This window comes from Dyadobacter sp. CY323 (assembly GCF_021390245.1).
Classification (GTDB): domain Bacteria; phylum Bacteroidota; class Bacteroidia; order Cytophagales; family Spirosomataceae; genus Dyadobacter.
In genome coordinates this window covers 152,743-179,553 of sequence record NZ_JAJUXH010000002.1, presented here as the reverse complement: position 1 = coordinate 179,553, position 26,811 = coordinate 152,743, and the positions used below count along the sequence as shown (strand labels likewise).

The 26,811-nt window shown below is 45.2% G+C and carries 19 protein-coding genes; 13 read left to right on the top strand and 6 right to left on the bottom strand.

Translation table 11 applies throughout. The features are described 5' to 3' along the window. The first annotated feature begins 22 nt into the window (after positions 1 to 22). A complete protein-coding gene (locus LZG72_RS04065) occupies positions 23 to 802 on the top strand; it encodes an SHOCT domain-containing protein (protein WP_233867880.1) in 780 nt (259 codons plus the stop codon). A gap of 131 nt (positions 803 to 933) precedes the next feature. Next, positions 934 to 1,797 (top strand): mechanosensitive ion channel family protein, encoded by an 864-nt coding sequence (locus tag LZG72_RS04060; RefSeq protein WP_233867879.1) that lies wholly within the window; start codon positions 934 to 936, stop codon positions 1,795 to 1,797. Positions 1,798 to 1,862: 65 nt separating this feature from the next. Here the strand turns inward: LZG72_RS04060 and LZG72_RS04055 are convergent, their stop codons facing one another. The 3 genes from LZG72_RS04055 to ahcY form a co-directional block, all read right to left on the bottom strand. Beyond that, positions 1,863 to 6,113, bottom strand: coding sequence for a M4 family metallopeptidase (locus LZG72_RS04055; RefSeq protein ID WP_233867876.1), 4,251 nt, complete (start codon positions 6,111 to 6,113; stop codon positions 1,863 to 1,865). Positions 6,114 to 6,347: 234 nt separating this feature from the next. After that, positions 6,348 to 10,565: a M4 family metallopeptidase gene (locus LZG72_RS04050; RefSeq protein ID WP_233867873.1), complete on the bottom strand. Its 4,218-nt coding sequence runs from the start codon at positions 10,563 to 10,565 to the stop codon at positions 6,348 to 6,350. Positions 10,566 to 10,817: 252 nt separating this feature from the next. Beyond that, positions 10,818 to 12,134, bottom strand: a complete 1,317-nt coding sequence (gene ahcY / locus LZG72_RS04045) for an adenosylhomocysteinase (RefSeq protein WP_233867870.1) — start codon at positions 12,132 to 12,134, stop codon at positions 10,818 to 10,820. Between the two features lie 301 nt (positions 12,135 to 12,435). Between ahcY and LZG72_RS04040 the strand changes: the two genes are divergently transcribed. The 8 genes from LZG72_RS04040 to LZG72_RS04005 all read left to right on the top strand — a co-directional run bounded on the left by LZG72_RS04040 (position 12,436) and on the right by LZG72_RS04005 (position 19,154). Then, positions 12,436 to 13,536 carry a sensor histidine kinase gene (locus LZG72_RS04040; RefSeq protein ID WP_233867867.1) on the top strand — a complete coding sequence of 367 codons (1,101 nt, stop codon included), beginning with the start codon at positions 12,436 to 12,438 and terminating at the stop codon, positions 13,534 to 13,536. A 6-nt stretch (positions 13,537 to 13,542) separates the two neighbouring features. Next, positions 13,543 to 14,265 (top strand): LytTR family DNA-binding domain-containing protein, encoded by a 723-nt coding sequence (locus LZG72_RS04035; RefSeq protein ID WP_233867864.1) that lies wholly within the window; start codon positions 13,543 to 13,545, stop codon positions 14,263 to 14,265. A 277-nt stretch (positions 14,266 to 14,542) separates the two neighbouring features. Further along, on the top strand, positions 14,543 to 16,015 hold the full coding sequence (locus LZG72_RS04030) for a PKD domain-containing protein (RefSeq protein WP_233867861.1): 1,473 nt from the start codon (positions 14,543 to 14,545) through the stop codon (positions 16,013 to 16,015). 3 nt (positions 16,016 to 16,018) lie between these two features. After that, positions 16,019 to 16,768, top strand: a complete 750-nt coding sequence (locus tag LZG72_RS04025; RefSeq protein ID WP_233867859.1) for a hypothetical protein — start codon at positions 16,019 to 16,021, stop codon at positions 16,766 to 16,768. Further along, on the top strand, positions 16,765 to 17,082 hold the full coding sequence (locus tag LZG72_RS04020; protein ID WP_233867856.1) for a hypothetical protein: 318 nt from the start codon (positions 16,765 to 16,767) through the stop codon (positions 17,080 to 17,082). Before LZG72_RS04025 ends, LZG72_RS04020 begins: the two co-directional genes overlap by 4 nt. Then, on the top strand, positions 17,069 to 17,548 hold the full coding sequence (locus LZG72_RS04015) for a hypothetical protein (protein ID WP_233867853.1): 480 nt from the start codon (positions 17,069 to 17,071) through the stop codon (positions 17,546 to 17,548). Before LZG72_RS04020 ends, LZG72_RS04015 begins: the two co-directional genes overlap by 14 nt. A 25-nt stretch (positions 17,549 to 17,573) precedes the next feature. Next, the gene (locus LZG72_RS04010) at positions 17,574 to 18,392 is read left to right on the top strand and encodes a hypothetical protein (protein WP_233867850.1); all 819 of its coding nucleotides are present in this window, start codon (positions 17,574 to 17,576) and stop codon (positions 18,390 to 18,392) included. A gap of 3 nt (positions 18,393 to 18,395) precedes the next feature. Then, positions 18,396 to 19,154 (top strand): carboxypeptidase-like regulatory domain-containing protein, encoded by a 759-nt coding sequence (locus LZG72_RS04005; protein WP_233867847.1) that lies wholly within the window; start codon positions 18,396 to 18,398, stop codon positions 19,152 to 19,154. 87 nt (positions 19,155 to 19,241) lie between these two features. Here the strand turns inward: LZG72_RS04005 and LZG72_RS04000 are convergent, their stop codons facing one another. The 3 genes from LZG72_RS04000 to murF form a co-directional block, all read right to left on the bottom strand. After that, the gene (locus tag LZG72_RS04000) at positions 19,242 to 19,835 is read right to left on the bottom strand and encodes a carboxymuconolactone decarboxylase family protein (RefSeq protein WP_233867845.1); all 594 of its coding nucleotides are present in this window, start codon (positions 19,833 to 19,835) and stop codon (positions 19,242 to 19,244) included. Between the two features lie 23 nt (positions 19,836 to 19,858). Further along, positions 19,859 to 20,410 (bottom strand): peroxiredoxin, encoded by a 552-nt coding sequence (locus LZG72_RS03995; RefSeq protein ID WP_138366086.1) that lies wholly within the window; start codon positions 20,408 to 20,410, stop codon positions 19,859 to 19,861. A gap of 218 nt (positions 20,411 to 20,628) precedes the next feature. Further along, on the bottom strand, positions 20,629 to 21,933 hold the full coding sequence (gene murF / locus LZG72_RS03990) for a UDP-N-acetylmuramoyl-tripeptide--D-alanyl-D-alanine ligase (RefSeq protein ID WP_233867843.1): 1,305 nt from the start codon (positions 21,931 to 21,933) through the stop codon (positions 20,629 to 20,631). 123 nt (positions 21,934 to 22,056) lie between these two features. On the opposite strand from murF, the gene LZG72_RS03985 reads away from it, so the two are divergent. The 3 genes from LZG72_RS03985 to LZG72_RS03975 are packed head-to-tail and all read left to right on the top strand — an operon-like array spanning position 22,057 to position 26,686. Beyond that, complete coding sequence (locus tag LZG72_RS03985) at positions 22,057 to 24,303, top strand: T9SS type A sorting domain-containing protein (protein ID WP_233867841.1); 2,247 nt, start codon at positions 22,057 to 22,059, stop codon at positions 24,301 to 24,303. Between the two features lie 58 nt (positions 24,304 to 24,361). Continuing rightward, the gene (rhaT, locus tag LZG72_RS03980; protein WP_233867838.1) at positions 24,362 to 25,441 is read left to right on the top strand and encodes an L-rhamnose/proton symporter RhaT; all 1,080 of its coding nucleotides are present in this window, start codon (positions 24,362 to 24,364) and stop codon (positions 25,439 to 25,441) included. Positions 25,442 to 25,444: 3 nt separating this feature from the next. After that, on the top strand, positions 25,445 to 26,686 hold the full coding sequence (locus LZG72_RS03975) for a DUF6786 family protein (protein ID WP_233867836.1): 1,242 nt from the start codon (positions 25,445 to 25,447) through the stop codon (positions 26,684 to 26,686). Positions 26,687 to 26,811: the final 125 nt, after the last annotated feature.

Here is a 26,811-nt window from a genome sequence, read left to right as displayed (position 1 = left end):
TAGAGAAAAAGAAATGTCAGATATGAAAGCATTAACGAAAGAAGGTCAGCAGTATGTAAATGATATTGCGGCAAAATATAACCTTAAAAATGAGTCGGTTGAGGCACTTCTGAAAGCCATTATCAATGGCGGGGGATCGATGGCGCAGTTCAATATTCCTGAATTGGGCGGACAGGGCCAATGGATGAAAGGCGGCATGACGATGGTGGGCGACATGTTTAACAGCTCGCTGAAAGGGACCGTGGACAAGCTGAGCAGCGAACTTTCCGGGTTGGTTACAACGAAAGTCTTGTTTGAAGAAACATCCGATTTAACGAACGGGAAACAGGAAACACTGGGTCATTTTTCCGGTAGTGCGGGTGCGTCGTGGCCATCGGTTTTTGGAAACCCAACTTCCAGTGGATCACAAAACAATTTTCGGTATGCCTATTTCGGCCCGGTTCGCAGGCTGGTGATCGAAGATAATGGCAAGCGGACCATTTACGATACCAAGCATCACCATATTACCGGAATTTCACAGCAGCAAGGTGCGGGAAGTTCTTACAAGTTCACCAGCCAGGAGGGACAGGTTGATCTGAACAGTTTATCGGTCATTTCCGAACCCAGCGAGCAAAAGCAAGCGACCCCTGAAATCGCCTATGATGTAACCTCCAATGCCGATTTGCGTTCTGAGGATAGCGATGCCTCGCCTCAGGATATTATTATCGCGACGATTGAGAAGATAAACATTTTGTTTGAAAGAGGTCAGATTACGGAAGAGGAATTCAACGAAAAGAAGAAAGAGCTTTTGGCGAAGTTGTGATTCTTTTTGGAAGTTTTTTGCTTGAAACGGCTGGGTAACGTCCCCAGCCGTTTTTTTGTGTAATGGGCTTTTAAATCGTTTTTCTTTTTATTTGTGAGAGGCAAAATACATACTTGCCGTTTTTACAGAATATGATTTTTGCGCAGATTTCAAAAATAGTAGACCCGATTGCCGTTAAGCTCGACCGCTGGTTTGTGGACGGAGTTCGCTTTGTGCCGAATGTAGTCCTGGCGATTGTTATACTGGTAATCTTCCGGTTTTTGGCTCGGTATGGAAGCCGTTTTATGGAGCGGATATTAAGCCGGGCATCTCAGAATATTGCCCTCGTCAGCCTGGTTTCGGCCATTACCCGGATTTCCATTGTCATGACGGGCTTGTTCTTTTCATTGGGTGTTTTGGGTTTGGATAAAACCGTCACTTCCCTGCTGGCCGGTGCGGGAGTACTTGCATTGGCGCTGGGTTTCGCATTCCAGGACCTTACTACCAATTTTATATCCGGCGCTTTTATTGCCATTCAAAGACCGATTAAAGTGGGTGATGTCATTGAAACCAATGGTTTTACAGGCAAGGTTTTATCGATCGGGCTACGGTCTGTGAAGCTGGATAATTTCGCTGGTCAGCACGTTGAAATTCCGAGTAAGGATATTTTCCAAAAACCCATTGTCAACTTCACATTTTCCGGCGAGCGTAGGGTTCAAATGGAATGCAGTATTGGGTATAAAGACGATTTGTCAATTGTCGAAAACCTTGCATTATCAGCCATTAATCAGCTTCCTTTTCTTCAAAAGCTAAAACCCATCGAACTCAACTTCATCCGGTTTAGCGAAAAAAGCATCGATTTTGAAATCCTTTTCTGGATCAACCAAGACAAAATCGGCCCGGGCCCGGCAAAAAGTATTGCAATGAAAGCGGTGAAACGGGTTTTCGACGAGAATGGAATTGCATTTCCGACGCCGGGGAAGGTGGTTGATTTGTTGCCGCCTTCGAGGGAGTAAGACTAGACTAGGTAAGTTTTAAAGACGGGGTCGCCCAGACTTACCAAGTCTAGTCTCTCCAATTATCAAGGAGCCTTAACGACCGATGAATGGTAACTTCCATTTTCGGTCGTTACCACAATCTGATATATGCCGGTCACCAGTTTCGATAGATCAATGGACAGTTCGCCCTTCTGGATTTTGACGTTCTCTTTACTGAGAACAACTTGCCCAGCTGCATTAATCACGCTGACATTGCCAGATTTCGCCCCATTTTCCGGAATTTTAATGTTCAGCAAGGATTGCACCGGATTTGGAAAATATTTCAATCCGTCCTTTCCTGGAGATTCAACGGCGATCATCCGGCTGTATGCAAATGTTCCGTCTTTGTCGACTTGTTTTAACCGGTAATAATTGAGGTAGTTAATAAAACTATTATCGGTAAACGAATAGGTATTCCGGATCGCAGAATTGCCAACTCCTTCCATTCTGCTGATCTCAACAAATTTTTCAGCATCAACTGACCTCTCGACTATGAAATAATCATTATTAAGTTCTGTAGAAGTTTCCCAGTCCAGAACATTTCCCTCGGAAGTATTCTTTCCTTCAAACTTGACCAGCGTCACAGGCAGCGCGCTGCCAGCAGCAGCATCAGATAATCCAAACCCGCTGAAACCCGAATTGAATGTAGCAGTATAAGCATAATCATTATTAAACATCGCCATTTGCACAGGAGCTGTCTGACTGTTTGCAACAGTAGCCTGCTGAATTCCACCATCGCTTTTCCCCATGGATTTAATATCAGCTCCATTGAAATTGGCCAATTCAGAAGCCTTGTAATAAAGCGTAATCTCATAGTTGCCGTTCGGACTCACATTCGTCGGCGTGACTTTGAACGTTTTTTTGGTAATCTTCTTCGTCCCGACCCAATTTGTTTCGTCGATGCCAGCCCGGTCAACTTGAACCGAAGTACAGCCGTAATCGTGGGCGGTGAGGTTTTTGATTTTAGCTATAAGGTCGCCGGAGGTTGGGTCGCGGAAGTAGACGGTGGCGTTTGGGCCAAGGTATTGGGAATCGGGGGTTTGGGAGATGGTGGTTTGGATGTTGTTATTGTATGTGGCAGTAATCTTAAAGTTATCTATTGCCCACAAACCATTCCAATCAGCTATATATCTGAACCGAATTTTCATTGCAGCATTACGAAAAGCTAATGGGATCGCGATTTCTCTGTTAGCTGGGGAGTCCCAGTCTCCGGATTCACCAGTCTCTTTATTTTGGGTCAATAAGTTATGCCAGATTGAACCATCCCAAACATCGACTGTTCCTTGTTCTGGAAAATCCTTAATTCCTGAAATAGGTAGAAAGAATTCGAAGAAAGAGACATTCAGGGATTTAGCATCGAGCGAGTTAAAAGGGATGGTTTCTATAATCCTATCTAATTGTCCGGGAGCTTGGAATCCCCAACCACTATTGGTATATAAGTATGGGGTACCAGAAGGATCTAGGTTTTGCAAGCCTTTATAGTCTACAACATCCCAATTTTCCGGGAAACTTCCTTCTCCAATAGTTTTCCAGCCAATGGGTAGACCATCATTGAAATTGGCATCAATAAGATTTAGCGAAGTGTTTTCCGGTACTAATTCATCGTCTATAAGTGTGACCGTATGTTGCTGATTAAATAGTTCAGTGCTCGCGTTGCCTCCATTCGGAAGCGACAGAGAATAGCTTACTAGCACAGTTTCATCTCCTTCAAAATTGGCGTCATTGTACACTCGGATCAGAATGTCTTTTGATAAAGTTCCGGCCTGCAATATGAAGTTATTCGGGATTAGGGTATAGTCAGCGTTATTACCGGGTTGTGCGGTACCTGTTGGAGGGTTTAAGGTAACCAATACTGGTTGAGAGGGCGCTTTATTTATTTTTATAGTAATTTTTTTTTCAATGTATGATAAGCATTGGTTAGGCATTTCGCCAGGCAAATTTGCTTCTCCTTCATTAACGCTTGTTGTAGTTGTTGTAAACTGAACCGTGGGTAACGAGCATGAGTATACTCTGATATCATCAATATACCAGCCTTCCCAGCTACCACAACCATCACTACCCAAATCCCAGCGGAATTGAATAGTTTGACCAGCGCTTAATCCAAGTGAGCTAAGATCTATTCGGCTCTGCCCCCAATTTGAAGTAAGGGAGCCGCCGTTACCACCAGTAAATACATCTTGGCTAAGGAGAGGGTTGTCACAGTCATTCATGCAATTGAGCAGCGCTGCATTGTAAGCATTGTCAATAAAAGCAGATTTTGGAATAAGCGTCCATGAACCGTTACCAATCTTATATTTCAGATTTCCGCCGTCCGATTCATTTTGTAGAGAAACAAAATGGTCAAAAGCTAAATTGAAAGGGCCCGTTGCATCCAAAGGAATGATTATCAGCGGGCTGGTGACACTCATGACACCACTTTGCAAATTATTGACGCAGTCTCCACCATTGAAATTGTCAGCAAACAGCACTTTCCCATTTCTGCCTCCCGGAGGTGTATCATCTATGACCCAGTTACGTGTAGTCCAGGTTGGAAATACTCCATTGTTGCTTGTGATCCAAGCACCAGAACCGTTTTCAAAATCCTCATAAAAAAAGGCATTGCCCGGAAGTGCACCTTTGCATAAAGGTGTAAGTGTTTCGAATAATGGTTGCGAGTTTGGATTGAGAAGACAGCCATTCGCTCTCATTTCAACAGCACTGATAACCTTTTTTAATTGTATTAGGTCAGAAGCAGTTATTTTTTCACCTGATAAACCAGCCTGCATGGTAGATGTTGACAATTTAGCTAAATCAATCCCTATTAATTCAGTCAAGACTGCTTCCAGAATATCAGCTTGGGCTGCAAAGTCAGTAGTGGATGTGATGTGAGACGATTGCGCCCGCCAGAAAATGTGAGCTGCTTTTGTGAGGCCAATTGCCGTAATGTTCTGACCATTATAATTTCCGCCGTCCGCCAATAACGCGAATGCATGGTTTATTATCCCGGAATTGCTATGAACATTTCCATGGTCAGCCGGGGAGCAAGAGTATTGCGGGTCAGAAACTTTCCCGGGACTTCCCTTACAAGTAGGATCCCACATATCTCTGATAGCACCTCCAAAATTGCTAGCTTGTTCGCCAATTTGCCACTTTGTAGAACTAGCACATCCGTTTCTTTGAGCGTTATTCTCACCTGCATCGAAATAACCATTCAGCTGATCAACCGTCTCACCCCAGATGTCCGAATAGGATTCATTGAGTGCTCCGGCCTGCCAGGCGTATATCAGCCCACTCGTATGCTCAGTATAGGCGTGAGCCCATTCATGTGCGACAATGTCATCAGTAGCTCCACCCGAGCAAAAGTTTGCCGAAATTCCATTCCAATTTGCGTTGGGGCAACCATTTGGGATATTGTCAACGGTCATCATTGTCGCGTCAGCATTGTTATAGGAATTTTGGCCAAATGCATTTTTCATCAAATTGTAAATATGTTCTGAAGACTCGATTTCCGATTTTTTCCATTGATTCAGTGCGCCGAAGATTGGCCCAGATGTTCCATCGCTTTCCTGCCATTTTAAATTTTGGTCGGAGATAAAGGTCTCATACAGCTTCCGATCAATACCATGCATCCCCGTAAATTGCTCCACCAATTCTTTTGTATGTGCGTCGATATAAAGAAACTCTCTTACATCCGCATCATTACGTACCTCCACCTCATACACCAAATGCAACGGACCTCGATAGCCTTGTGCAAGACCTTTCTGAAAGACTAGCAATGTGTTTTTGTTGATTTTTAATGGCGCTGAAAACTTGCCTAGTTTTTGTCCGGTAACAAGTTTAATGGCTTGCTGCCCGGCTTCTGCGCTTGAAATGGATGATGTTACATTCAACTTTTCGGCAATGATAAAATTGCCATTTACCGAGGTTAACCCACCTTCTTTGTTGAAATGAAATTTTAAAACACCGTCATAAATTGGCACACGGTCGTAGTACTGCTGCATGGTGACGTGATCCAGGCCGTAATTGTCTCTTTTGCTTTCTTTGACTTGATAGGAATCTTTCGCCTTTCTTTCAAAAAGACCTGGATATTTAGTCAAAAAAAATAATGCTTTCCGTTCTGGGGAGCTGCCTTCCAGGCTTAATGCTTGTCCGATCGGAAAGCGGAGAAAATTGAGCGAACTGGTCGCTTTGTCTGTAGTTGCGATTGCGCCGGTTTGGCTTATAAATGCATCAATATCTCGCTGCCGGCTGTTTTGAGAGAAGGAAAACGTGGTGGCGAGAAGTAGTGCGATCGAGGCTAAGAAATAATTTCTCATGGCAGTTGTGCTGAAAGTTTTCAGAAAGATTTACCATGGAAATTTGAGGAAAGGTGAGTCGATACGGCAAAGTAATTACCTGGCGGCTAGAGAGAAATGACCAGGCGGTATATAGACTCGCCTAGACTTGGTAAGGCTGGGCGAGTCTATATAAAAAAACCGCCTACCTCGAAAATTAGACGGGCAGTTTGGCAATTACAATAGTCTCAATACTTTCGTGACTTCATACCATTACTACGGAGCCTTAACGACCGATGAATGGTAACTTCCGTTTTCAGTCGATATCACAATCTGATATATGCCGGTCACCAGTTTCGATAGATCAATGGACAGTTCGCCCTTCTGGATTTTGACGTTCTCTTTACTGAGAACAACTTGCCCAGCTGCATTAATCACACTGACATTGCCAGATTTCGCCCCATTTTCCGGAATTTTAATGTTCAGCAAGGATTGCACCGGATTTGGAAAATATTTCAATCCGTCCTTTCCCGGAGATTCAACGGCGATCATCCGGCTGTATGCAAATGTTCCGTCTTTGTCGACTTGTTTTAACCGGTAATAATTGAGGTAGTTAATAAAACTATTATCGGTAAACGAATAGGTATTCCGGATCGCAGAATTGCCAACTCCTTCCATTCTGCTGATCTCAACAAATTTTTCAGCATCAACTGACCTCTCGACTATGAAATAATCATTATTAAGTTCTGTAGAAGTTTCCCAGACCAGAACATTTCCCTCGGAAGTATTCTTTCCTTCAAACTTGACCAGCGTCACAGGCAGCGCGCTGCCAGCAGCAGCATCAGACAATCCAAACCCGCTGAAACCCGAATTGAATGTAGCAGTATAAGCATAATCATTATTAAACATCGCCATTTGCACAGAAGCTGTCTGACTGTTTGCAACAGTAGCCTGCTGAATTCCACCATCGCTTTTCCCCATGGATTTAATGGCCGACCCATTGAAATTGGCCAATTCGGAAGCTTTGTAATAAAGCGTAATTTCATAGTTACCATTCGGATTCACATTCGTCGGCGTGACCTTGAAAGTCTTTTTAGTAATCTTCTTCGTCCCAACCCAGGCGGTTTCATCTGTACCAGCCCGATCAACCTGGACAGAAGTACAACCATAATCATGGGCGGTTAGGTTTTTGATTTTGGCAATTAGGTCGCCGGAGGTCGGGTCGCGGAAGTAGACGGTGGAGTTGGGACCTAGGTATTGGGAGTCGGGGGTTTGGGAGAGGGTGGTTTGGATGTTGTTGTTGTAAGTCCCAGTAACCTTTACATTGTCGATCGCCCACCACCAGTCGTAGTTAGCAATGTACCGAAACCGAATTTTAGAATTCATACTTTGATACTCTGACGGGATCAAAATATCTCTTATTACAGGATCTTCCCAGGAGCCGGACGTTTGATCTGTCGCATCTTGAAGCAGCAAGTTTTGCCAGGCTTCCCCATCCCAAAAATCGACAATTGCTTTTTCTAACACATTTCCCGAAGGAACGTAATATTCCCAAAATGAAAGCTTGAGTGATTTTTGTCCGAGCGAATTAAATACAGGCGTTTCGATAATCTTGTCTATGGGATGATCCGGTCCAATAACGTCACTGTTGATGAAGAGCATTGGTTTGCCATTTGAATCGAGATAAAAATCATTAAAATTGACAACACCCCATGTTGCCGGGTATGACCCTCCTTCTAAGACGTTCCAGCCGATTGGAAATCCGTCATTAAAGCTTTCTGACAGCAAGTCGGTCGTGTTACTTGGGCTGGGTTCAATATCATCATCCATGATCGAAATGATGTGTTCCTGATTATACAATTCGGAGATTGCATTTCCTCCGGCGGGGCTAGATAGTATGTACTTAAGCTTAATATTTTCTTGTGGTTCCATATACGCATCATTATAAATTTTGACTAGTACATCCTTGGAGAGAGTGCCGGCCTGTAAAATAAAACTTGATGGACTTAGTGTAAAATCAGCAGTAGGTCCCTGCGTAGCCGTTCCTGTTGGTGGTAGAAATGTAACGGTCACGGGCTGTGAGGGTGCTTTGTTTATTTTGACGGTGATCAATTTCTCTGAATAGAGGAGACATTGATTAGGGGATAAGTTCGAAATAGTTGCTTGTGACTCATTGATTAAACTTGTTTCAGTAACAAATTGTACTGTTGGAAGAGCACATGTGTATACTCTGATATCATCAATATACCAGCCGTCCCATCCCAAACATCCATCACTACTAAGATCCCAGCGTAATCGGATTTTGTTTCCTGCCATTAGTCCCAGGCTACTCAGGTCAATCCTGCTATTGCCCCATCCAGAGTTGAATGAGCCCTCATCACCGCCTGAAAAAGCTTCGTTGCCAGCAAGTGGATTGTCTCCTGCAACAGTTGAATTATATCCGTTTTTAGTAAATGCAACTTTTGGAATAAGTTTCCAAATTCCCCCTCCAATACTGCAGCTAACATGTCCGCCATCCCAACCCTGTTCCAGCGAAATGTAATGGTCAAACGCCAGCATAAAGGGACCAACTGCATCAGCAGGAATTGAAATAACAGGGCTTGTAAAACTCATAACGCCATTCTCCAAATGTTCTCCACAATCACCCCCGTTAAAATCACTTGCAAAAGCAACTTGTCCTATTCTTCCCTCTGGTGGCGAGATGTCAATATTCCAATTACGCGGTGTCCAGGTTTGAGAACTGCCAAAATTCTCCGCAGTCCATAATTCAATGCCATTTTCAAAATTTTCAAAGAAAAAAGCGTTACTTGATTCAGCTCCTTTGCACAATGGCTCAACTGGCGTGAACAACTTTGCAAAGCCACATCCATTCTCCATTCTCATCTCAACTGCCGCGATGACCCGTGCTAATTGCTCGATATCAGTTGCGGTGAATTTCGATCCGGAAGGGCCACCAGGCAATGCATTTATAGAAAGATTTGGAAGATTAACGCCTATCAAGTTGATCAGTGATGATTCCAGGATATCTGCTTGAGCAGAATAGTCAGTGGTTTTAGTCATGAATGCGGCCTGCGCATACCAAAACAGATGGGCAGTTTTTGTCAGTCCTAAACCTGTTATCGTTTGTCCATTGTAGGAGCCGCCATCCACAAGTAATGCAAATGCGTGGTTAAGCACTCCCGAATTTATGTGCACGCCACCATTGTCACTATACGCGCACCAATATTGAGGATCAGATATTTTCCCGGGATTGTTTTTACATGTAGGATCCCACATATCTCTTATCGGGCCATTTAATCCACTAGCCTGCTCACCAATTCTCCACTTGGCTGAACCTGCACAACCATTTCTGAGCGAGTTACTTTCTCCACTATCAAAATACCCGTTTAGCTGGTCAACAGTCTCGCCCCAAATATCAGAATATGCTTCGTTTAGCGCCCCTGCTTGCCAGGCGTAAATCAGTCCACTTGTATACTCAGTGTAGGCATGGGCCCATTCATGTGCGACGACATCGTCAGATGCAGTCTCTGTGCAAAAACCTGCCGTCACGCCATTCCAACTGGCGTTTGGGCACCAAGCATTTGGGTCGTTATTAATAGTAATCATCGTCGCCCCAGCACCATCATACGAATTCCACCCAAAGGAATTCTTCATCAAATTATAAATATGCCCGGCCGATTCGATCTCTGATTTTTGCCATTGATCCAAAGCAGTGAATTTAGGACTAGCTATCCCATCCGCTTCCTGCCATTTCAAATTGGGCGCAGAAACGGAGGTTTCATAGAGCTTCCTATCAATGCTATGCATTCCGGTAAACTGCTCGACCAACTCCTTCGTATGCGCATCGATGTACAGGAACTCTCTTACATCCGCATCATTACGTACCTCCACCTCATACACCAAATGCAACGGACCTCGATAGCCTTGCGCAAGACCTTTCTGAAAGACTAGCAATGTGTTTTTGTTGATTTTTAATGGCGCTGAAAACTTGCCTAGTTTTTGTCCGGTAACAAATTTAATGGCTTGCTGCCCGGCTTCTGCGCTTGAAATGGATGATGTTACATTCAACTTTTCGGCAATGATAAAATTGCCATTTACCGAGGTTAACTCACCTTCCTTGTTGAAATGAAATTTTAAAACACCGTCATAAATGGGTACACGGTCGTAGTATTGCTGCATGGTGACGTGATCCAGGCCGTAATTGTCTCTTTTGCTTTCTTTGATCTGATAGGAATCTTTCGTTTTTCTTTCAAAAAGACCTGGATATTTAGTCAAAAAAGATAATGCTTTCTGTTCTGGGGAGCTGCCTTCCAGGCTTAATGCTTGTCCGATTGGGAAGCGGAGAAAATTGAGCGAACTGGTCGCTTTGTCTGTAGTTGCGATTGCGCCGGTTTGGCTTATAAATGCATCAATATCGCGCTGCCGGCTGTTTTGAGAGAAGGAAAACGTGGTGGCGAGAAGTAGTGCGATCGAGGCTAAGAAGTAATTTCTCATGGTAGTTTTGCTGATGGTTCTCAGAAAGATTTACCATGGAAATTTGAGGAAAGGTGAGTCGATATGACAAAGTAATTACCCGGCGGCTAGAGAGAAATGACCAGTCGGTATATCAGACGGGTCTGCCAGACGGGGTCGCCTAGACTTGGTAAGTCTAGGCGACCCCGTCTGGCAGACTTGCCAAGTCTCCAAATAAAACCGCCTGCTCCAGTTACGAAGCAGGCGGTTTACCAATTTGAACCTTAACTTATATTAATATCTGTAAGTCTCCGCTTTGAATGGTCCTGCTGTTGACACGCCTATGTAGGCAGCTTGTTCGTCAGTAAGGGTATCCAGTTTTGCACCAACGTGTGACAGGTGCAATGCAGCTACTTTTTCGTCCAGTGCTTTTGGAAGTACATATACTTTTTTCTCGTAAGCCGCCGTGTTGGTCCAAAGTTCGATTTGCGCCAGAGTCTGGTTGGAGAATGAGCATGACATTACGAAAGATGGGTGGCCCATTGCGCAGCCAAGGTTCACCAAACGTCCTTCTGCGAGTACGATGATGTCTTTTCCTTCTACATTGTAGATGTCCACCTGTGGTTTGATCTGCGATTTGGTATGTCCGTATGATTTGTTCAACCAGGCCATGTCGATTTCGTTGTCGAAGTGACCGATGTTACAAACCACCGCTTTGTCGCGCATGTTTCTGAAATGGTTTTCAGTGATAATCTTGTAGTTACCGGTTGCAGTAACGAAAATATTCGCACGGCTTGCAGCTTCGTCCATCGTTACTACCTCAAATCCGTCCATTGCAGCTTGTAATGCACAAATCGGGTCGATTTCGGTAACCAGTACACGGCAGCCAGCGCCACGAAGTGATTCCGCAGAACCTTTACCTACATCACCGTAACCTGCCACAACCGCCACTTTACCAGCCAGCATTAAGTCGGTTGCGCGACGGATTGAATCCACCAATGATTCGCGGCAGCCGTATTTGTTATCGAATTTAGACTTTGTAACTGAGTCGTTTACATTGATAGATGGCAAATGCAATGTGCCATTTTTGTAACGCTCGTACAAACGGTGAACGCCTGTAGTCGTTTCTTCTGAAAGTCCTCTGATACCGTCGATCAGCTCAGGATATTCGTCGAAAACCATGTTAGTAAGGTCACCGCCGTCATCCAGGATCATATTCAATGGCTTGCGATCTTCGCCGAAGAACAATGTTTGCTCGATACACCAGTTAAATTCTTCCTCATTCATTCCTTTCCAGGCATAAACCGGGATCCCGGCTGCTGCGATCGCCGCTGCTGCGTGGTCTTGAGTTGAGAAAATGTTGCAGGATGACCAGGTAACTTCCGCACCCAGCGCAGTCAATGTTTCGATCAGAACGGCAGTCTGGATCGTCATGTGAAGACAGCCGGCAACACGTGCACCAGCAAGTGGTTGTGATGGACCATACTCAGAGCGAATGGACATCAAACCCGGCATTTCAGCTTCTGCCAATGTGATTTCTTTGCGGCCCCACTCGGCTAGCGAGATGTCTTTTACCTTGTATGGTATGTACGTTTCTGTTGACGTTGCCATTATTTTACAGTTTAGTTATTATCTTATTTATAATACAAAACTAAGTAGAAAAACCACGGAGGAGAAGGAAAGTAGATACAAATTGTGATTTTGGTAGTGAAATTGGATAATTTATCTAAATAGGTCAGATATGCTAACGCATTGACACTAAGTAGTATTCATAAAGTCCCCGGTGAAAGATATTTTGTCCTGGACCCGAAATATTGCCCCGGGACGCTGTTGTTTGTCGACGATACCGATGCATCTGTCGATACGGGTTTTCTTTCCATTTTTTAGGGGATCAATTAATTATATTTGTTTCATGCGCCTCAACGTCCTGAAAATTTGTACCTCCAAAGTAAAGCGACTTTTACTGCATGTCCTGTTTTGGGTAACGGTATTGCTGGTACTGACGGTGATATACGGGGCGGGCATGCCGGGTTATTGGCTTTCTCTAGGTATTGTGGCGATGTTTTTGCCGGTCCATATCTTTTACTTTTATGCGATTGGCTACGTCATTATCCCTCGGTTTTTTAATCAAAAAAAATACATAGAGTTCCTGGTAAGCATCTTCTGCTGTGTATTGCTCTCGACGCTGACGTTCCGGATCATTGAGATACTGATCGCCGATCCGATCATTTACAAGGCTGTAAAAAAGACGGACCCGACCTTTGTATGGCATAAGCTGGACGGCACTTTCAGGGAGCAGCTTGCCAAACCGGTATATCTGATCAGCGCTTTTGAGCAGACCAATATTTTTGTCTGGATCGCTTTGTCAATCAAATTTTTCAAAATGTGGTTTGAAAGAAGGCAGGCCGCCATTGAGGCAGAACTGAATTTTTTGAAAGGTCAGCTTCACCCTCATTTTTTATTTAATACCCTTAATAACCTTTACGCATTAACCCTGACCCAATCCCCGCAATCGCCTTCGGTGGTAATGGGTTTGGCGGAAATTCTTCGGTACATGCTCTACGAGGCCAATACAGAAGTGGTTGATCTTGAACGCGATATCCGCATTGTTGAGAATTATATAGAGCTTGAAAAAATTCGGTACGGGGAAAGACTTGATATTAATTTCAGTATTAACGGGCTCACTTCCGGCCAGCGGATTGCTCCGTTACTGATCCTGCCGCTGGTTGAAAATGCATTTAAACACGGTGCGAGCGAGCAGGTAGGGCAGGCCTGGATTAATATCGACCTTCGGATCAAGAACAATCAGCTGAAATTTAAAATAGCAAACAGCAGACCCGAAACGGCTGTGGATAAGGATGATAAAAAGCATCATGTAAGCATCGGGCTGGCCAATGTGCGAAAGCGAATGGATATTTTGTACCCATCTTCTCACGAATTGAGAATATTGGAAGAAGACGATGTGTTTGTCGTGATTATGGAAATCGAATTGGAAAAGAGACAGGAAATATAGGTCAGGATGAAACTACGGGCGATTTTGGTGGATGATGAGCCGCACGCGATCGAAGTGCTGGATAACTATCTGGGTAATTTCAGCGAGATCGAAATCGTTGCCCGCTGTCAGGATGCGATTCAGGCATTTCAGGTTTTGCAGCAAAATACCGTGGATCTGATGTTTCTGGATGTAAAAATGCCGGGATTGAAAGGTACAGACCTGCTGAGAAGCCTTAAAAACCCACCGAAAGTCATTTTTACTACTGCCTACCAGGATTACGCCGTAGAAGGTTTTGACCTGAATGCGGTTGATTATTTGCTGAAACCCATTCCATTTGAACGTTTTCTGCGGGCAATGGATAAAGTTTTTACAGGATTGAATATCAGTAACCAGCCCGTTTCCATTGTTCAAAAAAATACGGTCAGTAATAAAGATGTTTTTTTGTATCTCAAAGTAGACCGCAAGATGGTGAAGGTGAATGTGAATGACATTTACTGGATCGAAAGCCTGCGGGACTACATTAAGGTGGTACAGAAAGATAAGGTTCTGATCTCCAAACAAAAGATCAGCCTGCTGGAAGAACTGCTCCCCGAAGACAGCTTCATCCGCGTTCACCGCTCTTTTATCGTGTCTGTCGATAAAGTGGAGAGTTACCATTCCCACAAGATCGAAATCGCCGGCAAAGAACTCCCCATCGGCCGCAACTTCCGCAACGACTGCCAAAGAAGATTCAAATTGAAATTTTGATAAATCAAAATTTCCGGGGGCTGAGGCCTCCCGGCAAAAGAGATTGTTTCACAATCATTTGGCAAGAGTCTATTCAAAAGGCAATTTCCAAACAATTGATTGAAACTTAATTCAATTACCCCGGGCTTCAGCCCGGGGACAAAAGCCATTTGTCGATAAAAAATGCTATTGATCGACACTCGCTCCTCAACCCATCTCCGGCTCACTATTTCGGCTTAAAATTGCGCTGCCATTAAGAAATGGTAAGTCAGTTTAATTAGCCATAGAAATTTTAGCCATGTCGAAAAGTAAAAAAATCCTGCTCGCAGCGCTTTCCCTCACGTTGTTTCTGGGAAGTTGTAAAGATGACAAAGAAGAAGTAAAGCCCGGTAACACCATAACTGCCAAAGCCGGCGCCGATCAGAATGTGAAAGTCGGTGATGTGGTTAATCTCGACGGTAGCCTTTCTACCGATTCACAAAACAATCTCATCCGCTATCGCTGGGCTTTTTCCAAAAAACCAAACGGAAGTACCGCCGCCATTGCCTCACCCACTACCGAAAAAACCACGTTTACCGTCGATGTTCCGGGTGACTATCAGGTAGAGCTTACGGTTTCAAATGAGAATGGGGAAAGTAAAGATCAAGTCGTGATTAATGCTGCGGTTGTTGAGCCAATTGTGCTGGCGACGGATATCAAGGCCAAAACAGTCCTGGAAGATCGCATCAATGATCCCACACTTCCCGACTACATCGTAAACGCAAATGTGCTGGTGAATGCGGAACTGGAAGTCAAACCGGGAGTGGTGATCGCATTTGCGCGGGATACCAGGCTGGAAGTGAATGATAATGGCGGTGTCCTCCTCGCTAAAGGCGACTCGCTTAAACCAATCCGGCTGATCGGAAAGGAAACGACGAAAGGTTTCTGGGCGGGGGTCGTTTTCAGGTCGGCAAATAGTTCAAATACGTTAGAATGGGTGCAGTTGCTCCATGCAGGAAGTAAACCGCTGACGGGCACTATCAAGGCAGGGATGGCTGTTATGGGCGGTTCACGTGCCCAGATTTCGATCAGGAAATCTCTTTTTGAAAATAATGGGGGATATGGATTGTATGTGGAAAGCGGCGTTATTCTGGAAGGTTTTGCGGTGAACAACTTTAAGAATAATGCAGAAGCCGCTATTCTGGTGGACGCTAACAATGCGCACAACCTGGACTATAACTCAGTCTTCACCAATGGAAATGGACGTAACATAGTAGAGATATATGCTTCGGCGATAAACAAAAACGGTACCACGGAAACGATCTGGTCGGGTTTTAAAGACAAAACACCCTACCGCATCAAGGAAACGATCGGCGTGGACGCATTCTGGAAGCTGATGCCAGGCGTGATCATCGAAATGGGGCCTAATGCCAGACTGTCGATTGACGATGGGTACATCAACGCGAAAGGAACGCAGGCATCCAAAATCATCATCCGCGGAGTTGAAAATACACCCGGATATTGGAGAGGGTTGATCTGCTTCTCGACCAGCGACAAGAATGTATTCGAGTATACGGAAATCAGCGGGGGAGGGAGTACGGCACTTGTTTCGGGCAAAAAAACCAACATTGCGGTGTACGGCGGAAATGCGCAAATGCATATCAAAAACTCTAAAATAGCCGGCAGCGGAGGTTACGGGATCTACGTGAACTACCAGGCCAAAGTCAATGACGACATTGAGACCTCGAATGTGTTTGAGGGAAATGTGGAAGGTAAGTTGCTGAAAGAGTAGGAAATGGAAAGCTTGTTTCCTTGTGTCAGCCTGATTTTCGGCATGATCGCATTCCTTACGGTGTTCACATTTTTCCATGCAGCTGGCCATCCCCGTGGTTTTGCGATTATAGCCGGAATCTGGATCCTCGTTCAAAGCGCGGTTTCTTCTACCGGGTTCTATACCGATACCGGTCCCGTGGTGCCACGGATGCTATTTATGGTGGTCCCGCCTGTTGTCCTGATCGCCTGGCTGTTTTTGGCCAGGCCCGGGAAAGTACTTCTCGACCAGATGGATATGCATTTACTGACTGTGATCCACGTAGTCCGCGCGCCATTTGAAGTGATTTTGTACTGGCTATACATTAGTAAGGTTGTGCCTCAGGAAATGACTTTTGGAGGCGGTAACCCCGATATTCTGTCCGGCCTGACAGCGCCCGCAATTTACTACTGGGGTTTGCTGAAAGGGAAAGTCCGGTGGCAGCTTCTGGTACTTTGGAACCTGGTGAGCCTGGGGTTATTGTTAAATGTGATTCTCAGGTCTATTTTGTCGGCCCCATTGTTTTTTCAAACCATTGGATTCGAACAGCCGAATGTAGCTGTACTGCACTTTCCATTTGTGTTTTGGCCAGGTGCCGTCGCGCCCATTATCGTATGCTCGCACCTTATCGTGATCCGTAACCTGGTCAAAGCGCATTGGTATGAATTGAAAAGCGAACCTGCGGTGTGGCGTGTCTTCCAGCAGTTTGTTGTCAAATTGATCCATCAGCCATGAACAATGTGAAAGTTCAGATGCTGGCTGCCGTGCTACTGGTGGCTGGTATGACGCAACGATTGAGCGACAACAAATCCGCAAAACAGCCATTTCCGAAAAGAGGATTCTGGGTTGCTGAAACCAGCGTGCATTCCAAAACGACAGTCGTGCGGTACTACGCCAATAGTAATCACCTGGTTTCTGAAAAGATTGAAAATGGCGCACTGGATATCTCCAAACTATCGGTGCGGAAGTATTTAAATCAAAAGCTCAAGAAAGAACTGGAAAAAGATTCATCAAGTAAAATATCACTCAAACTCTATGAAATCCATTGAAATAGTCTCGATTGTAAGGATCGTCGGCATGATGCTGTACTTCTTTATTGCCGCGCAGGGCGCATTTTACCATTTCGGTTTTGGAAAAGCATTGTACCATATTCCGGCAGAAAACTTTATCGAGCTTCGAAAGGCAGTCGATCCGGTTGTACGGAGCAAGTTCAAAGGATTGTATCTCTCCGCTCTGGGCGTGTTGTTCATCTGGTTTTTGGTTTCGGATAAATCGGCGGGTTTCTGGTCTTATGGCCCGGTACTGATCGCTTTTTTGATGCTGATCGCTGATATGGTGTTGATTATCAAGTTCAGCGAGCCTGTTAACGAGCTGATCAACAGCGATCTTTTAAATACCCAAACCGGATACAATGCCGCCCGGGGTGAATGGTTAAAATTCATTTTCATCCGGGGTTACCTTTCCATGGCGGGCTTTTTCCTGCTGATGGTACAAATGGCCTTTAATACACGCTAATCATTCTTCATTTTTTATATCAGCCATGAAAAATAAAACACAATTCAGTTCCTTTCGTCAGGCCAGAAATGTCCTGTTCGCGTGTGCGATCGCCGCGCTTGCATTCACGTCCTGCAAAGACGACGAAAAAGTAGTCCCCGACGACGTAGTGCAGGCGAAAAAGGCCATTATCCCCGAAAATGGAAAGCAGTATAGTTATAAGATCGTTGATTCGGACGGTACCGTCGAAACCTCAGTTACCAAAGTAAAAAGTGTTAAAGACTCGGCAGGATTCTCTGTTTTTAACATTCAAAACATCGTGAAAGTAGAGGACGGACAATATCCGGTCGATTACAAGGCATACAGCAACAACGGAGCTACGACCTACGAACTGGAAATGCCGGCCGTATTTGCGGCGATAATCAAAGAACTGCGGCCGCTCGCTTACATGGAAGATATCGATGTGACCGGTTTTCCGCAGTACCAGATCTTTGACAACAAAGGTACGGTTGACAGTCCTGTGACTTTCAAAGGCGCTCCGATCAATTTGAAGATCAAAATGTTGATCATCGTCGAAGGTGGCGACAACGTGGAGGCCGAAGTTACTTCCAGGATTACCTACAAATCGGGAAAAGTGGTAAAGGAAGAGGCGGTGACGACACCGGCAGGGACTTTCAATTGCAGTAAGTGGCAGTACAGTTACGTGGTCGTGACGCGTTTCGCGGCAGACGGCTATGAACCGGAGGAAGATACGCAGGCGGTCAATGTGTCGCTCTGGACGGCGCCGGAGATAGGTATTGTGAAGTCTTTGGAGGAATCGGCTGATGGGGAATCATCTCTTACCGAGCTACAAAAAATTCAGTAACCCATGAGACGCATTTCGATCTTATTTCAATGGGCCTGCATGGTGCTGATCTTCATGGCTTGCAAAGATACCGATGGTCCGTCGCCGGATGAGCCGGGCTTGCAGGAGGGTTATACCACAGGAAAAGTGACCGGTACCGACGGTTCGCCACTTTCGGGCGTGAAAGTGGTGGTGGACAATACCATGATCTACGCGTCTTACTCGATTGGCAGTTCAGACGAAAAAGGCAACTACAAAATACAGCTTCCCAAAGTCGGAACCTTCATGGCCTCGGCACACATTGTGAGGCGTTATAACGGTCAGGAGTATGAATTTGACCTGCATCCTGATGTATACGAGGAATTTAGCATTGACGGTGCCGTGCGAAATTTCCAATGGAAACTGACTGGCAAGCGTCCCGTGGATGCGCAGGGTTATTATGGCGTGACCATTGAGGTAAATAAATCCGTGATGAGCAGCATTTACGACTCCGAGAATATCGAATTCACGCTCGTACCCGTAGGAAATCTCATTGACGGATCAAAAGGCAAGACGCTCAAAATGAAACCTGGAAAACCGTATACGCAGGATTATGACAAGCTTGTGGACATTCCGTTGGGGCGATATAGGATGACCGCTTATTATACCGGGGAAGCGGGGAAGATGCCCCTGAAACTCAGAAAGCACTTTTCTGATGATGAATATGGCGACGAACTGATCGTCGATTTCGAGCCGGAAACCATGTGGGGAAATAACATTGCGTTCATCAGCTATTCCGAATAGGAGCGCCTGATGTGCCGGAAGAGAAGTAGAGAAGTGAGTTGTAGTATATACTTGCCAAGTCTTCAAGACTTGGCAAGTTTTAAGTTATCATCCAATCAGCACCGTAAGGCTTTTAAAAATAGCCCCGATCCGAACTGCGTCGAATATACGCGCCTGCGTTCCGCCATGGTTCAGTACCGATTGCTCGTGCGAGGTAACGCACATTTCGCAACCGTTCAGTGAAGAAACCACGAGGCTAAGCAATTCAAAAAGCTCTTTTCCGAGCACCGGATTTACCATAATGCTCATTTTGATGCCCGCCGGTGCATTGTCGTAAAACTCCTTGTGCATGAAATGTCTGAAACGATAAAAGACATTATTCGCATTCATCAGGGATACGCACGCAGTTACTTCCGCGATTTCCTTCTCATCCGCACCTTCCGCAGCGACGAGTTCCTCAATTGCAGCGATCAATGCGGCATTTTTTTCGTTTACGGCTACCGAAAGAGCGATCAGAAGTGCTTCTTTCCGGTTCAGAGTCTGCGATTTCAACACATTACCGATATTGATTTTCAGGTCTTTCAGGTAACGGTGGTCGAGCGCAGCCAGCTTGTCGATCAGCACGCTTTCAAATTCAGCGGGCAGATTCACTTCTTTATACAGGGAATCTTTGGTACTTCCCGTGGTTGCAAATGGATACATTTCTTTTGTTTAATTGGTGTGGATTAAGCTAATGTAGCTTCTCCTTTTACCCAGTTGCATGGGCAAAGTTCGTCAGTTTGCAAAGCATCTAACACGCGGATCACCTCGTTTACATTACGTCCAACAGAAAGGTCATTCACACTTACCCAGCGAATAATTCCCTGTGGATCAACGATGTAAGTTACACGGTAAGCAATTTTTTCATTTGCTTCGAGGATACCCAATTCTTCCGCAAGCGATTTTGAAGTATCGGCAAGCATCGGGAAACGCAGGTCACGAAGATCGTCGTGGTTTTTGCGCCATGCAAGGTGAACAAACTCGCTGTCCGTAGAAGCACCGATCAGGATCGTATCGCGGTCTGCGAAGTCGTCCACGTGTTTGCCGAACTCAGCAATTTCGGTTGGACATACAAAAGTGAAGTCTTTTGGCCACCAGAACATCACCATCCATTTCTCGGCATTTTTGTGATCTTCTGAGGTAATATCGTAGAATTCGTTGCCTTTTTCAAGAGATACAACGGATGTTTTTTTAAATTCAGGGAAAGTAGATCCCACGGATAAAAGCCGGTTAGCCATGATTTGTCGTTTGTTTATAAATTGTACTTTTTACTGTCACAAATTTAGAAACGTGAGTCTGTCGAGGCAACTTCTAACCTGGTACTATCGGAGGAAAGAGTTGTTTTAAATAAATGAATTTGATTTTATTTATTTAAATACAATTAATATAAATTTTGTCAATATGCCGATCAATGTCGCGAATATAACTTAACTCATAATTACTGTAAATTAAGAAGCTAGCCGGGCATGACTCCCAGCACCGATTCCAGCGCCATTCCGCGCGATCCTTTAATTAGAATGTATGTATTTTCTTGCGGATTGTCCATTACCCAATTATGCAGCGAAAACTTGTCGGGGAAGTAGTATGCTTTGGGTAATGCAGGCAATGCATGTTGCATGAGCTTGCCCGAAAGAATGACGATATCGAATTTTTCTCCGGCAATCTGCTTTCCCAGCGCCAGATGTTCCTCGGGAGCCGCGCCACCCAGTTCAAACATATCACCAAGGATCACCATTTTCCTGGGTGCTTCCAGCTTTCCAAAATTCGCAACAGCAGCCGCCATCGAAGAAGGGTTTGCATTATAAGCATCCATGATGACCGTATTCGAACCCTTTTTCACGACCTGCGACCGATTGTTATCCGGCTGGTAGCTTGCGACTGCCTCATAGGCATCCTCGTCCGAAACTTCGAAATATTTACCGACCGCCAGCGCCGCGCAGATGTTATCAAAATTATAGCTGCCCGGCAAATGTGTCGAGACTGTCTTTCCTTTGTTTTGAAATACCACAAAAGGATTTTCCTGAACCAGGGAAGGATTGACCGGACTATTTTCCGAACAATAAAATACGATTTCTCCAAAAGCCCGGCGCTTGCTTACCATTTCCATGAGTACGTCGTGGTTCGAATTCACGAAAACGGTACCTTTCTTTTTTGACAGGAAATCAAAAAGTTCGCCTTTTCCTATCACAATCCCTGCCACTCCTCCGAAACCTTCCAGATGTGCCTTACCGATATTGGTGATCAATCCGTGGGTGGGCAGCGCAATGGAGCAGAGCAATGCAATTTCTTCCTGATGGTTCGCACCCATTTCAATCACCGCCATTTCCTGCTTGTTCGCGTCAATGGACAAGATCGTGAGCGGAACGCCGATGTGGTTGTTCAGGTTTCCTTTGGTCGCGTAGGTGTTATATTTCATCGATAACACTTTCGCGATCAGCTCCTTGGTTGTCGTTTTTCCGTTTGATCCCGTTAATGCGACTACCGGGAATTTGAATGTTTTGCGATGGTGGCGGGCCAGTTCCTGCAATGCGAGCAATACATTTCCCACCAATAAAAACCGTTCACCGGCAACCGCTTTTTCATCGTCTACAATGGCATAGCCGGCCCCTTTTTCCAGTGCCTCGCCAGCATATTCGTTACCATCGAATTTGTCGCCTTTTAATGCGAAAAAAAGACAACCCGAAGTTATCTGGCGCGTGTCGGTGGATACTTTCGGGTTTTGGAGAAACAGATCGTAAATCGATTCAATGGAAGTGTACATGAATTATTTCTTTATTATAAAGTTATTCGCGCTTATTTCGTTAGGATTTTAGTGCGCGAAAGTGAGTCTGCGCGGCCTGCGCGGAAACCTGCAAATCTAAATCTAATAGAATATTCCTCAACGATGCGAAGCAAATATACCTCCTGTTTTTTTTCATTTTTCTATCTGACCGCACTTTCAGCGACGTACGCGCAGCAGACATGGTTTAAGCCGGATACATTGACGACGGTAACGGCAAATGGAAGGACGCTGGTTAATCCCTGGGCGGGTGGACTGAATGCATCGCAATTTTTGAAAATGCATCTCAATGCAGACGCCGACGAGGATCTGGTGGTTTATGATCGCACAAATAGCAAGGTTACGACATTTCTGGCCGCCGCCGACCCCATTAATGCCGGCAAAAAAGTATTTATACACGCGCCCTATTACGAAACGCTTTTCCCGCAAGCTGATAACTGGATCATTCTCGCCGATTACAATGGAGATGGGTTGAAGGATTTGTTTACCAGTACTTCATTGGGTATCAGTGTGTATCAGCAGATAAAATCCGCGAATGCATGGTCCTGGAAGTTGATGCAGAATGTGCTTTATACCAAGGGATTTTCGGGGAATGTCAATTTACAGGTTTCAGGCACAGATATTCCGGGCATTACGGACATTGACGACGATGGAGATCTCGACTTGCTGACGTTCGATTTCTCCGGAAATTTTATTGAGCTGCATCAGAACCTGAGTATGGAGAAATTCGGCGTGCCTGATAGTCTCGGCGATTCTAAAAACCCGGTTTTTCAGCGGAACGGCGATTGCTGGGGGAATTTTCACAAAGGAAATAATGAAGGTTTTGAGTTTGGGATTAATTGCGATGTGAATGGAAACTTGGGCGGCCGAATTCTTCATGCTGGAAATTCCATTCTACTGCATGATTTGAATGGGGATGGAAATAAAGATTTGCTGGTTGGGCACGTCAGTAATGAGCACATTTCGCTGCTGACCAATTCAACGAAAGGACTGTTGGCCAATTTTACGGCCTATTCCAATAACTACCCCGTGACCAACCCTGTTTTGCTGCACATTTTTCCGGCGGCATTTATGGAAGATGTGGATTTTGATGGGATAAAGGATCTGTTGATCGCTCCGAATGTGCCTTCCAACGATCTGAACCAGACTAATTTCAAATCATCCGCGTGGTATTATCACAATGCAGGTTCGAGCAATAATCCCGATTTTAAGTTGGTACAAAAGGATTTTCTGCAGGATCAAATGCTGGATGTAGGTGAAAATTCCGCGCCGTCTTATTTCGATATCGATGGCGACGGCGACCTGGACATGATCATCGGAACAGGAGGAAATCCGGTGACGGGAGGTTTTAAAGGAGGATTATGGCTTTTGAAAAACATAGGAACTGCCACAGAGCCGAAGTTCAATCTTGAATCGGACAACTACCTGAATTTGACAACTGCACTTTCGATATTTAATATAAAACCGCAATGGGCCGATTTTAATGGAGATGGAATTCTCGATTTGGGATTTGCTGCCACTTCTACTACAAGCCTCAAATTGGAATATCGTTTCATTCCCAATAAGGCAGCCGCCGGGGCACCCGCGCAACTGAATATTGCTGACGCCGTGATCGTTACCATGCCTACCGAGTCGTTAACCGGCGATTCGCCTTATTTTCATGATGCGGATGGCGACGGGGACCTTGATTTGCTGGTCGGGAAGGCGCAGGGGAATATTTTTTATTATACCAATACGGGCACCAGCAAGCAGTTTACATTCAAACTAGAAACCGACGCATTTGCAGGGGTGGGGATTAATTTTGCCGGAAGGTCCCCGCAGCTCGTAGTAACGGATTTTGATCTGGACGGAAAAGCAGACCTGGCAACCGTGGATCACACCGGAACTCTCAAAATATTTCACAAAGCAGATTGGGGTAAATGGACCGAACGTGAAACGCAGCTGATCAATGTCAATGGAAAAGCGTCCTCGCCGGTTTTCGGGAATTACCTTTCCATTGCGACGGGCGATTTGAATGGGGACAAAAAGCCAGATCTAGCGATTGGTAACAATGGGGGAGGTATTCGGTTGTTAACCAATGTGTTACCCGTGACTGTGACCGGCGTGGAGCCGCCTGTCGGGATGATAAAGGTCTATCCCAATCCAGCTGGCGATTATGTGAAGGTACTATCTTCGAGAAACGGGACTTTAAATGTAACAACTCTGAATGGCAGTCGGTTGCTTAAAAACGTGACGGTTACCGCTAACCTGGAGATTGAAATCGCAACGTCAAACTGGCCGGCGGGGCTTTACTTCATGGAGCTGCAAGCTGGCGAAGACCGGGAGGTTAAGAAGATTGTGGTTGGGAATTAGGAGGTAGGCGCTAGTAGATACCCCGCCGAAAAACCTTACATGATAAAATCTAAATTTCATGCAGGCTCTTCTCGGCGTCATTTTTCACTTTATCGGTGGCTTTGCTTCCGGCAGTTTTTACATTCCTTACAAACGTGTCCGGGGCTGGGCCTGGGAGTCGTACTGGATCGTCGGCGGACTTTTTTCCTGGTTCATCGTTCCCCCGCTCGCAGCCTACCTGACCATTCCCGGGTATACTGAAATCATTGCCCACACAAATGGCGGCATCTTGTTCCTTACCTATTTTTTTGGGGTTTTATGGGGAATTGGCGGCCTCACGTATGGATTGGGCGTTCGATATCTTGGCGTTTCGCTGGGTAGTTCCATCATTCTCGGGCTGAGTTCTGTTCTCGGTGCATTAATCCCTTCGATTTTTTATCAATTCAATCCAAAGCCGGGGAAAGACTCCATTTCGGATCTTTTTACCAATACCTGGGGACAAACGGTACTCTTTGGTTTGCTGGTTTGCGTGATCGGGATCATTCTTTGTGGAAAAGCAGGTACCATGAAAGACGCGGACCGCCGGAAAAGTGGCTTTGTGGACGATAAGACGGAGTTCAAGATCGGTTTAGGGTTGATAGTTTCTATTATTTCCGGGGTTTTGAGTGCTTGTTTTGCATTCGGGATTGATGCGGGAAAAGTCATGGCGGAGGAAGCAAATGAAGTTTGGAAAGCTGCAAATCCGGGTCAGGGTGAGTTTTTGTTCCAAAATAATGTGACTTATGTCGTGATCCTGCTCGGAGGACTAACAACCAATTTCATCTGGTGTATGATTTTGAATGCGCGGAACAAAACCTTCGGTGACTATACCAATTCAGAAACCCCACTATTGAAAAACTACATCTTCTCGGCGCTGGCCGGTACTACCTGGTTTCTACAGTTCTTCTTTTATGGAATGGGCGAGAGTAAGCTGGGCAATGGCGCCAGTTCCTGGATCCTTCACATGGCATTCATAATCATCATTGCCAACTCCTGGGGTTTGATCCTGAATGAATGGAAAAATGTGTCGAAGAAAACGTTTACCACCATCCTGGCTGGAATTCTCGTGATTATCTTATCGGTTTTGATCGTGGGATACGGAAATTACCTGAAAGAGTAGCGCATGAAAAGGCTTTATCCATTCATTTTCATCATTGGGCTGACGATCGGGGGTTGTCAGAATAGTAACAAAAGCGATCAGAATACATTGGAAGATACGACAGCCGTTTCGGAAGGCACATTTGGTTACGATCTGGCCTTTTTGAAAAAACATAAAGACATTACTGTCCTGACTTCGCCGGATGACTCAGATTCAAAAGCCATTATCATTGCGGGTTACCAGGGACGCGTGATGACGAGTACTGCGAACGGAAATGCAGGAAACAGTTATGGCTGGATCAATTACGACCTGATCGAAAGTGGGAAATTGCAGCCGCATATCAATGCATTCGGCGGTGAGGAGCGTTTTTGGCTTTCACCCGAGGGCGGGCAATTTTCAGTTTACTTTAAAAAAGGGAAGAAGTTTGAGTTTGAAAACTGGCAGACACCCGCATTGATCGATACCGTTGCATTTAAAGTGGTGGAATCGGACAGTTCCTCGGTGAGTTTTCAGATGAATGCGATGATTGAGAATTATACCGGAACCGTTTTCGTGATGGAAATCAACCGGAAGATTATGATGCTCGGCAAGTCTGCTATCCTGGGCAGCCTGGATTTAAATTCGATCGGGGAATGCAAGGTAGTAGCTTATGAATCAGTGAATTTCATTGTAAATAAAGATGCGGAATGGAAGCCGGAAACGGGAATGCTCGGGATCTGGCTGCTGGGTATGTTCAAGCCTTCGGATAAAACGGTGATCGTTGCGCCATTTTCGAAAAAGCTTTCTGAAAAGCCATTGATCACGGATGATTATTTTGGCAAAATACCGGGTGACCGGTTTATTATAAAAGATTCCGTTGCATTCCTCAAAGCCGACGGAAAGTTCAGAAGTAAAATCGGCATCGCGCCGCGCTCGGCGAGAAATGTAGCTGGTAGTTATGATGCTGAAAAGGGCATTCTAACGATCATTCAATATGATTTGGAGCCGGAAAGCAAATACCTGAAATCCACCTGGGAGATTCACAAAGATCCTTACAATGGCGACGCATTGAATGCCTATAACGATGGCAAGCTCGCCGACGGAACACAAATGGGGCCATTTTACGAACTGGAATCAAACTCTCCCGCGAAGCCTTTGAAAGAAGGAGAAAAGGTTACGCACCGCCAGCGCACCTACCATTTCGAAGGCGAAAAATCAGCGCTCAACGCAATTGCTCAAAAAACACTTGGAGTGAGTATTGACCAAATCGGAGAAATTTTTAAATAAAAGCATGATAGCGCAGGATAGTTGAGGGTAAGGCATCCCGGATATTTACATTCGGAACCCGGTAGATCTGCTACGTATAATGGCGAGGGTGAATGAGGTTACCCCATTTTCCAGATCAACTACTT

What these genes read in the sequence shown, in the direction of transcription:
- LZG72_RS04065 (WP_233867880.1), top strand. Translation starts at nt 23, where the DNA reads ATGAAAGCATTAACGAAAGAAGGTCAGCAGTATGTAAATGATATTGCG.
- LZG72_RS04060 (WP_233867879.1), top strand. Translation starts at nt 934, where the DNA reads ATGATTTTTGCGCAGATTTCAAAAATAGTAGACCCGATTGCCGTTAAG.
- LZG72_RS04055 (WP_233867876.1), bottom strand. Translation starts at nt 6,113, where the DNA reads ATGAGAAATTATTTCTTAGCCTCGATCGCACTACTTCTCGCCACCACG.
- LZG72_RS04050 (WP_233867873.1), bottom strand. Translation starts at nt 10,565, where the DNA reads ATGAGAAATTACTTCTTAGCCTCGATCGCACTACTTCTCGCCACCACG.
- ahcY (WP_233867870.1), bottom strand. Translation starts at nt 12,134, where the DNA reads ATGGCAACGTCAACAGAAACGTACATACCATACAAGGTAAAAGACATC.
- LZG72_RS04040 (WP_233867867.1), top strand. Translation starts at nt 12,436, where the DNA reads ATGCGCCTCAACGTCCTGAAAATTTGTACCTCCAAAGTAAAGCGACTT.
- LZG72_RS04035 (WP_233867864.1), top strand. Translation starts at nt 13,543, where the DNA reads ATGAAACTACGGGCGATTTTGGTGGATGATGAGCCGCACGCGATCGAA.
- LZG72_RS04030 (WP_233867861.1), top strand. Translation starts at nt 14,543, where the DNA reads ATGTCGAAAAGTAAAAAAATCCTGCTCGCAGCGCTTTCCCTCACGTTG.
- LZG72_RS04025 (WP_233867859.1), top strand. Translation starts at nt 16,019, where the DNA reads ATGGAAAGCTTGTTTCCTTGTGTCAGCCTGATTTTCGGCATGATCGCA.
- LZG72_RS04020 (WP_233867856.1), top strand. Translation starts at nt 16,765, where the DNA reads ATGAACAATGTGAAAGTTCAGATGCTGGCTGCCGTGCTACTGGTGGCT.
- LZG72_RS04015 (WP_233867853.1), top strand. Translation starts at nt 17,069, where the DNA reads ATGAAATCCATTGAAATAGTCTCGATTGTAAGGATCGTCGGCATGATG.
- LZG72_RS04010 (WP_233867850.1), top strand. Translation starts at nt 17,574, where the DNA reads ATGAAAAATAAAACACAATTCAGTTCCTTTCGTCAGGCCAGAAATGTC.
- LZG72_RS04005 (WP_233867847.1), top strand. Translation starts at nt 18,396, where the DNA reads ATGAGACGCATTTCGATCTTATTTCAATGGGCCTGCATGGTGCTGATC.
- LZG72_RS04000 (WP_233867845.1), bottom strand. Translation starts at nt 19,835, where the DNA reads ATGTATCCATTTGCAACCACGGGAAGTACCAAAGATTCCCTGTATAAA.
- LZG72_RS03995 (WP_138366086.1), bottom strand. Translation starts at nt 20,410, where the DNA reads ATGGCTAACCGGCTTTTATCCGTGGGATCTACTTTCCCTGAATTTAAA.
- murF (WP_233867843.1), bottom strand. Translation starts at nt 21,933, where the DNA reads ATGTACACTTCCATTGAATCGATTTACGATCTGTTTCTCCAAAACCCG.
- LZG72_RS03985 (WP_233867841.1), top strand. Translation starts at nt 22,057, where the DNA reads ATGCGAAGCAAATATACCTCCTGTTTTTTTTCATTTTTCTATCTGACC.
- rhaT (WP_233867838.1), top strand. Translation starts at nt 24,362, where the DNA reads ATGCAGGCTCTTCTCGGCGTCATTTTTCACTTTATCGGTGGCTTTGCT.
- LZG72_RS03975 (WP_233867836.1), top strand. Translation starts at nt 25,445, where the DNA reads ATGAAAAGGCTTTATCCATTCATTTTCATCATTGGGCTGACGATCGGG.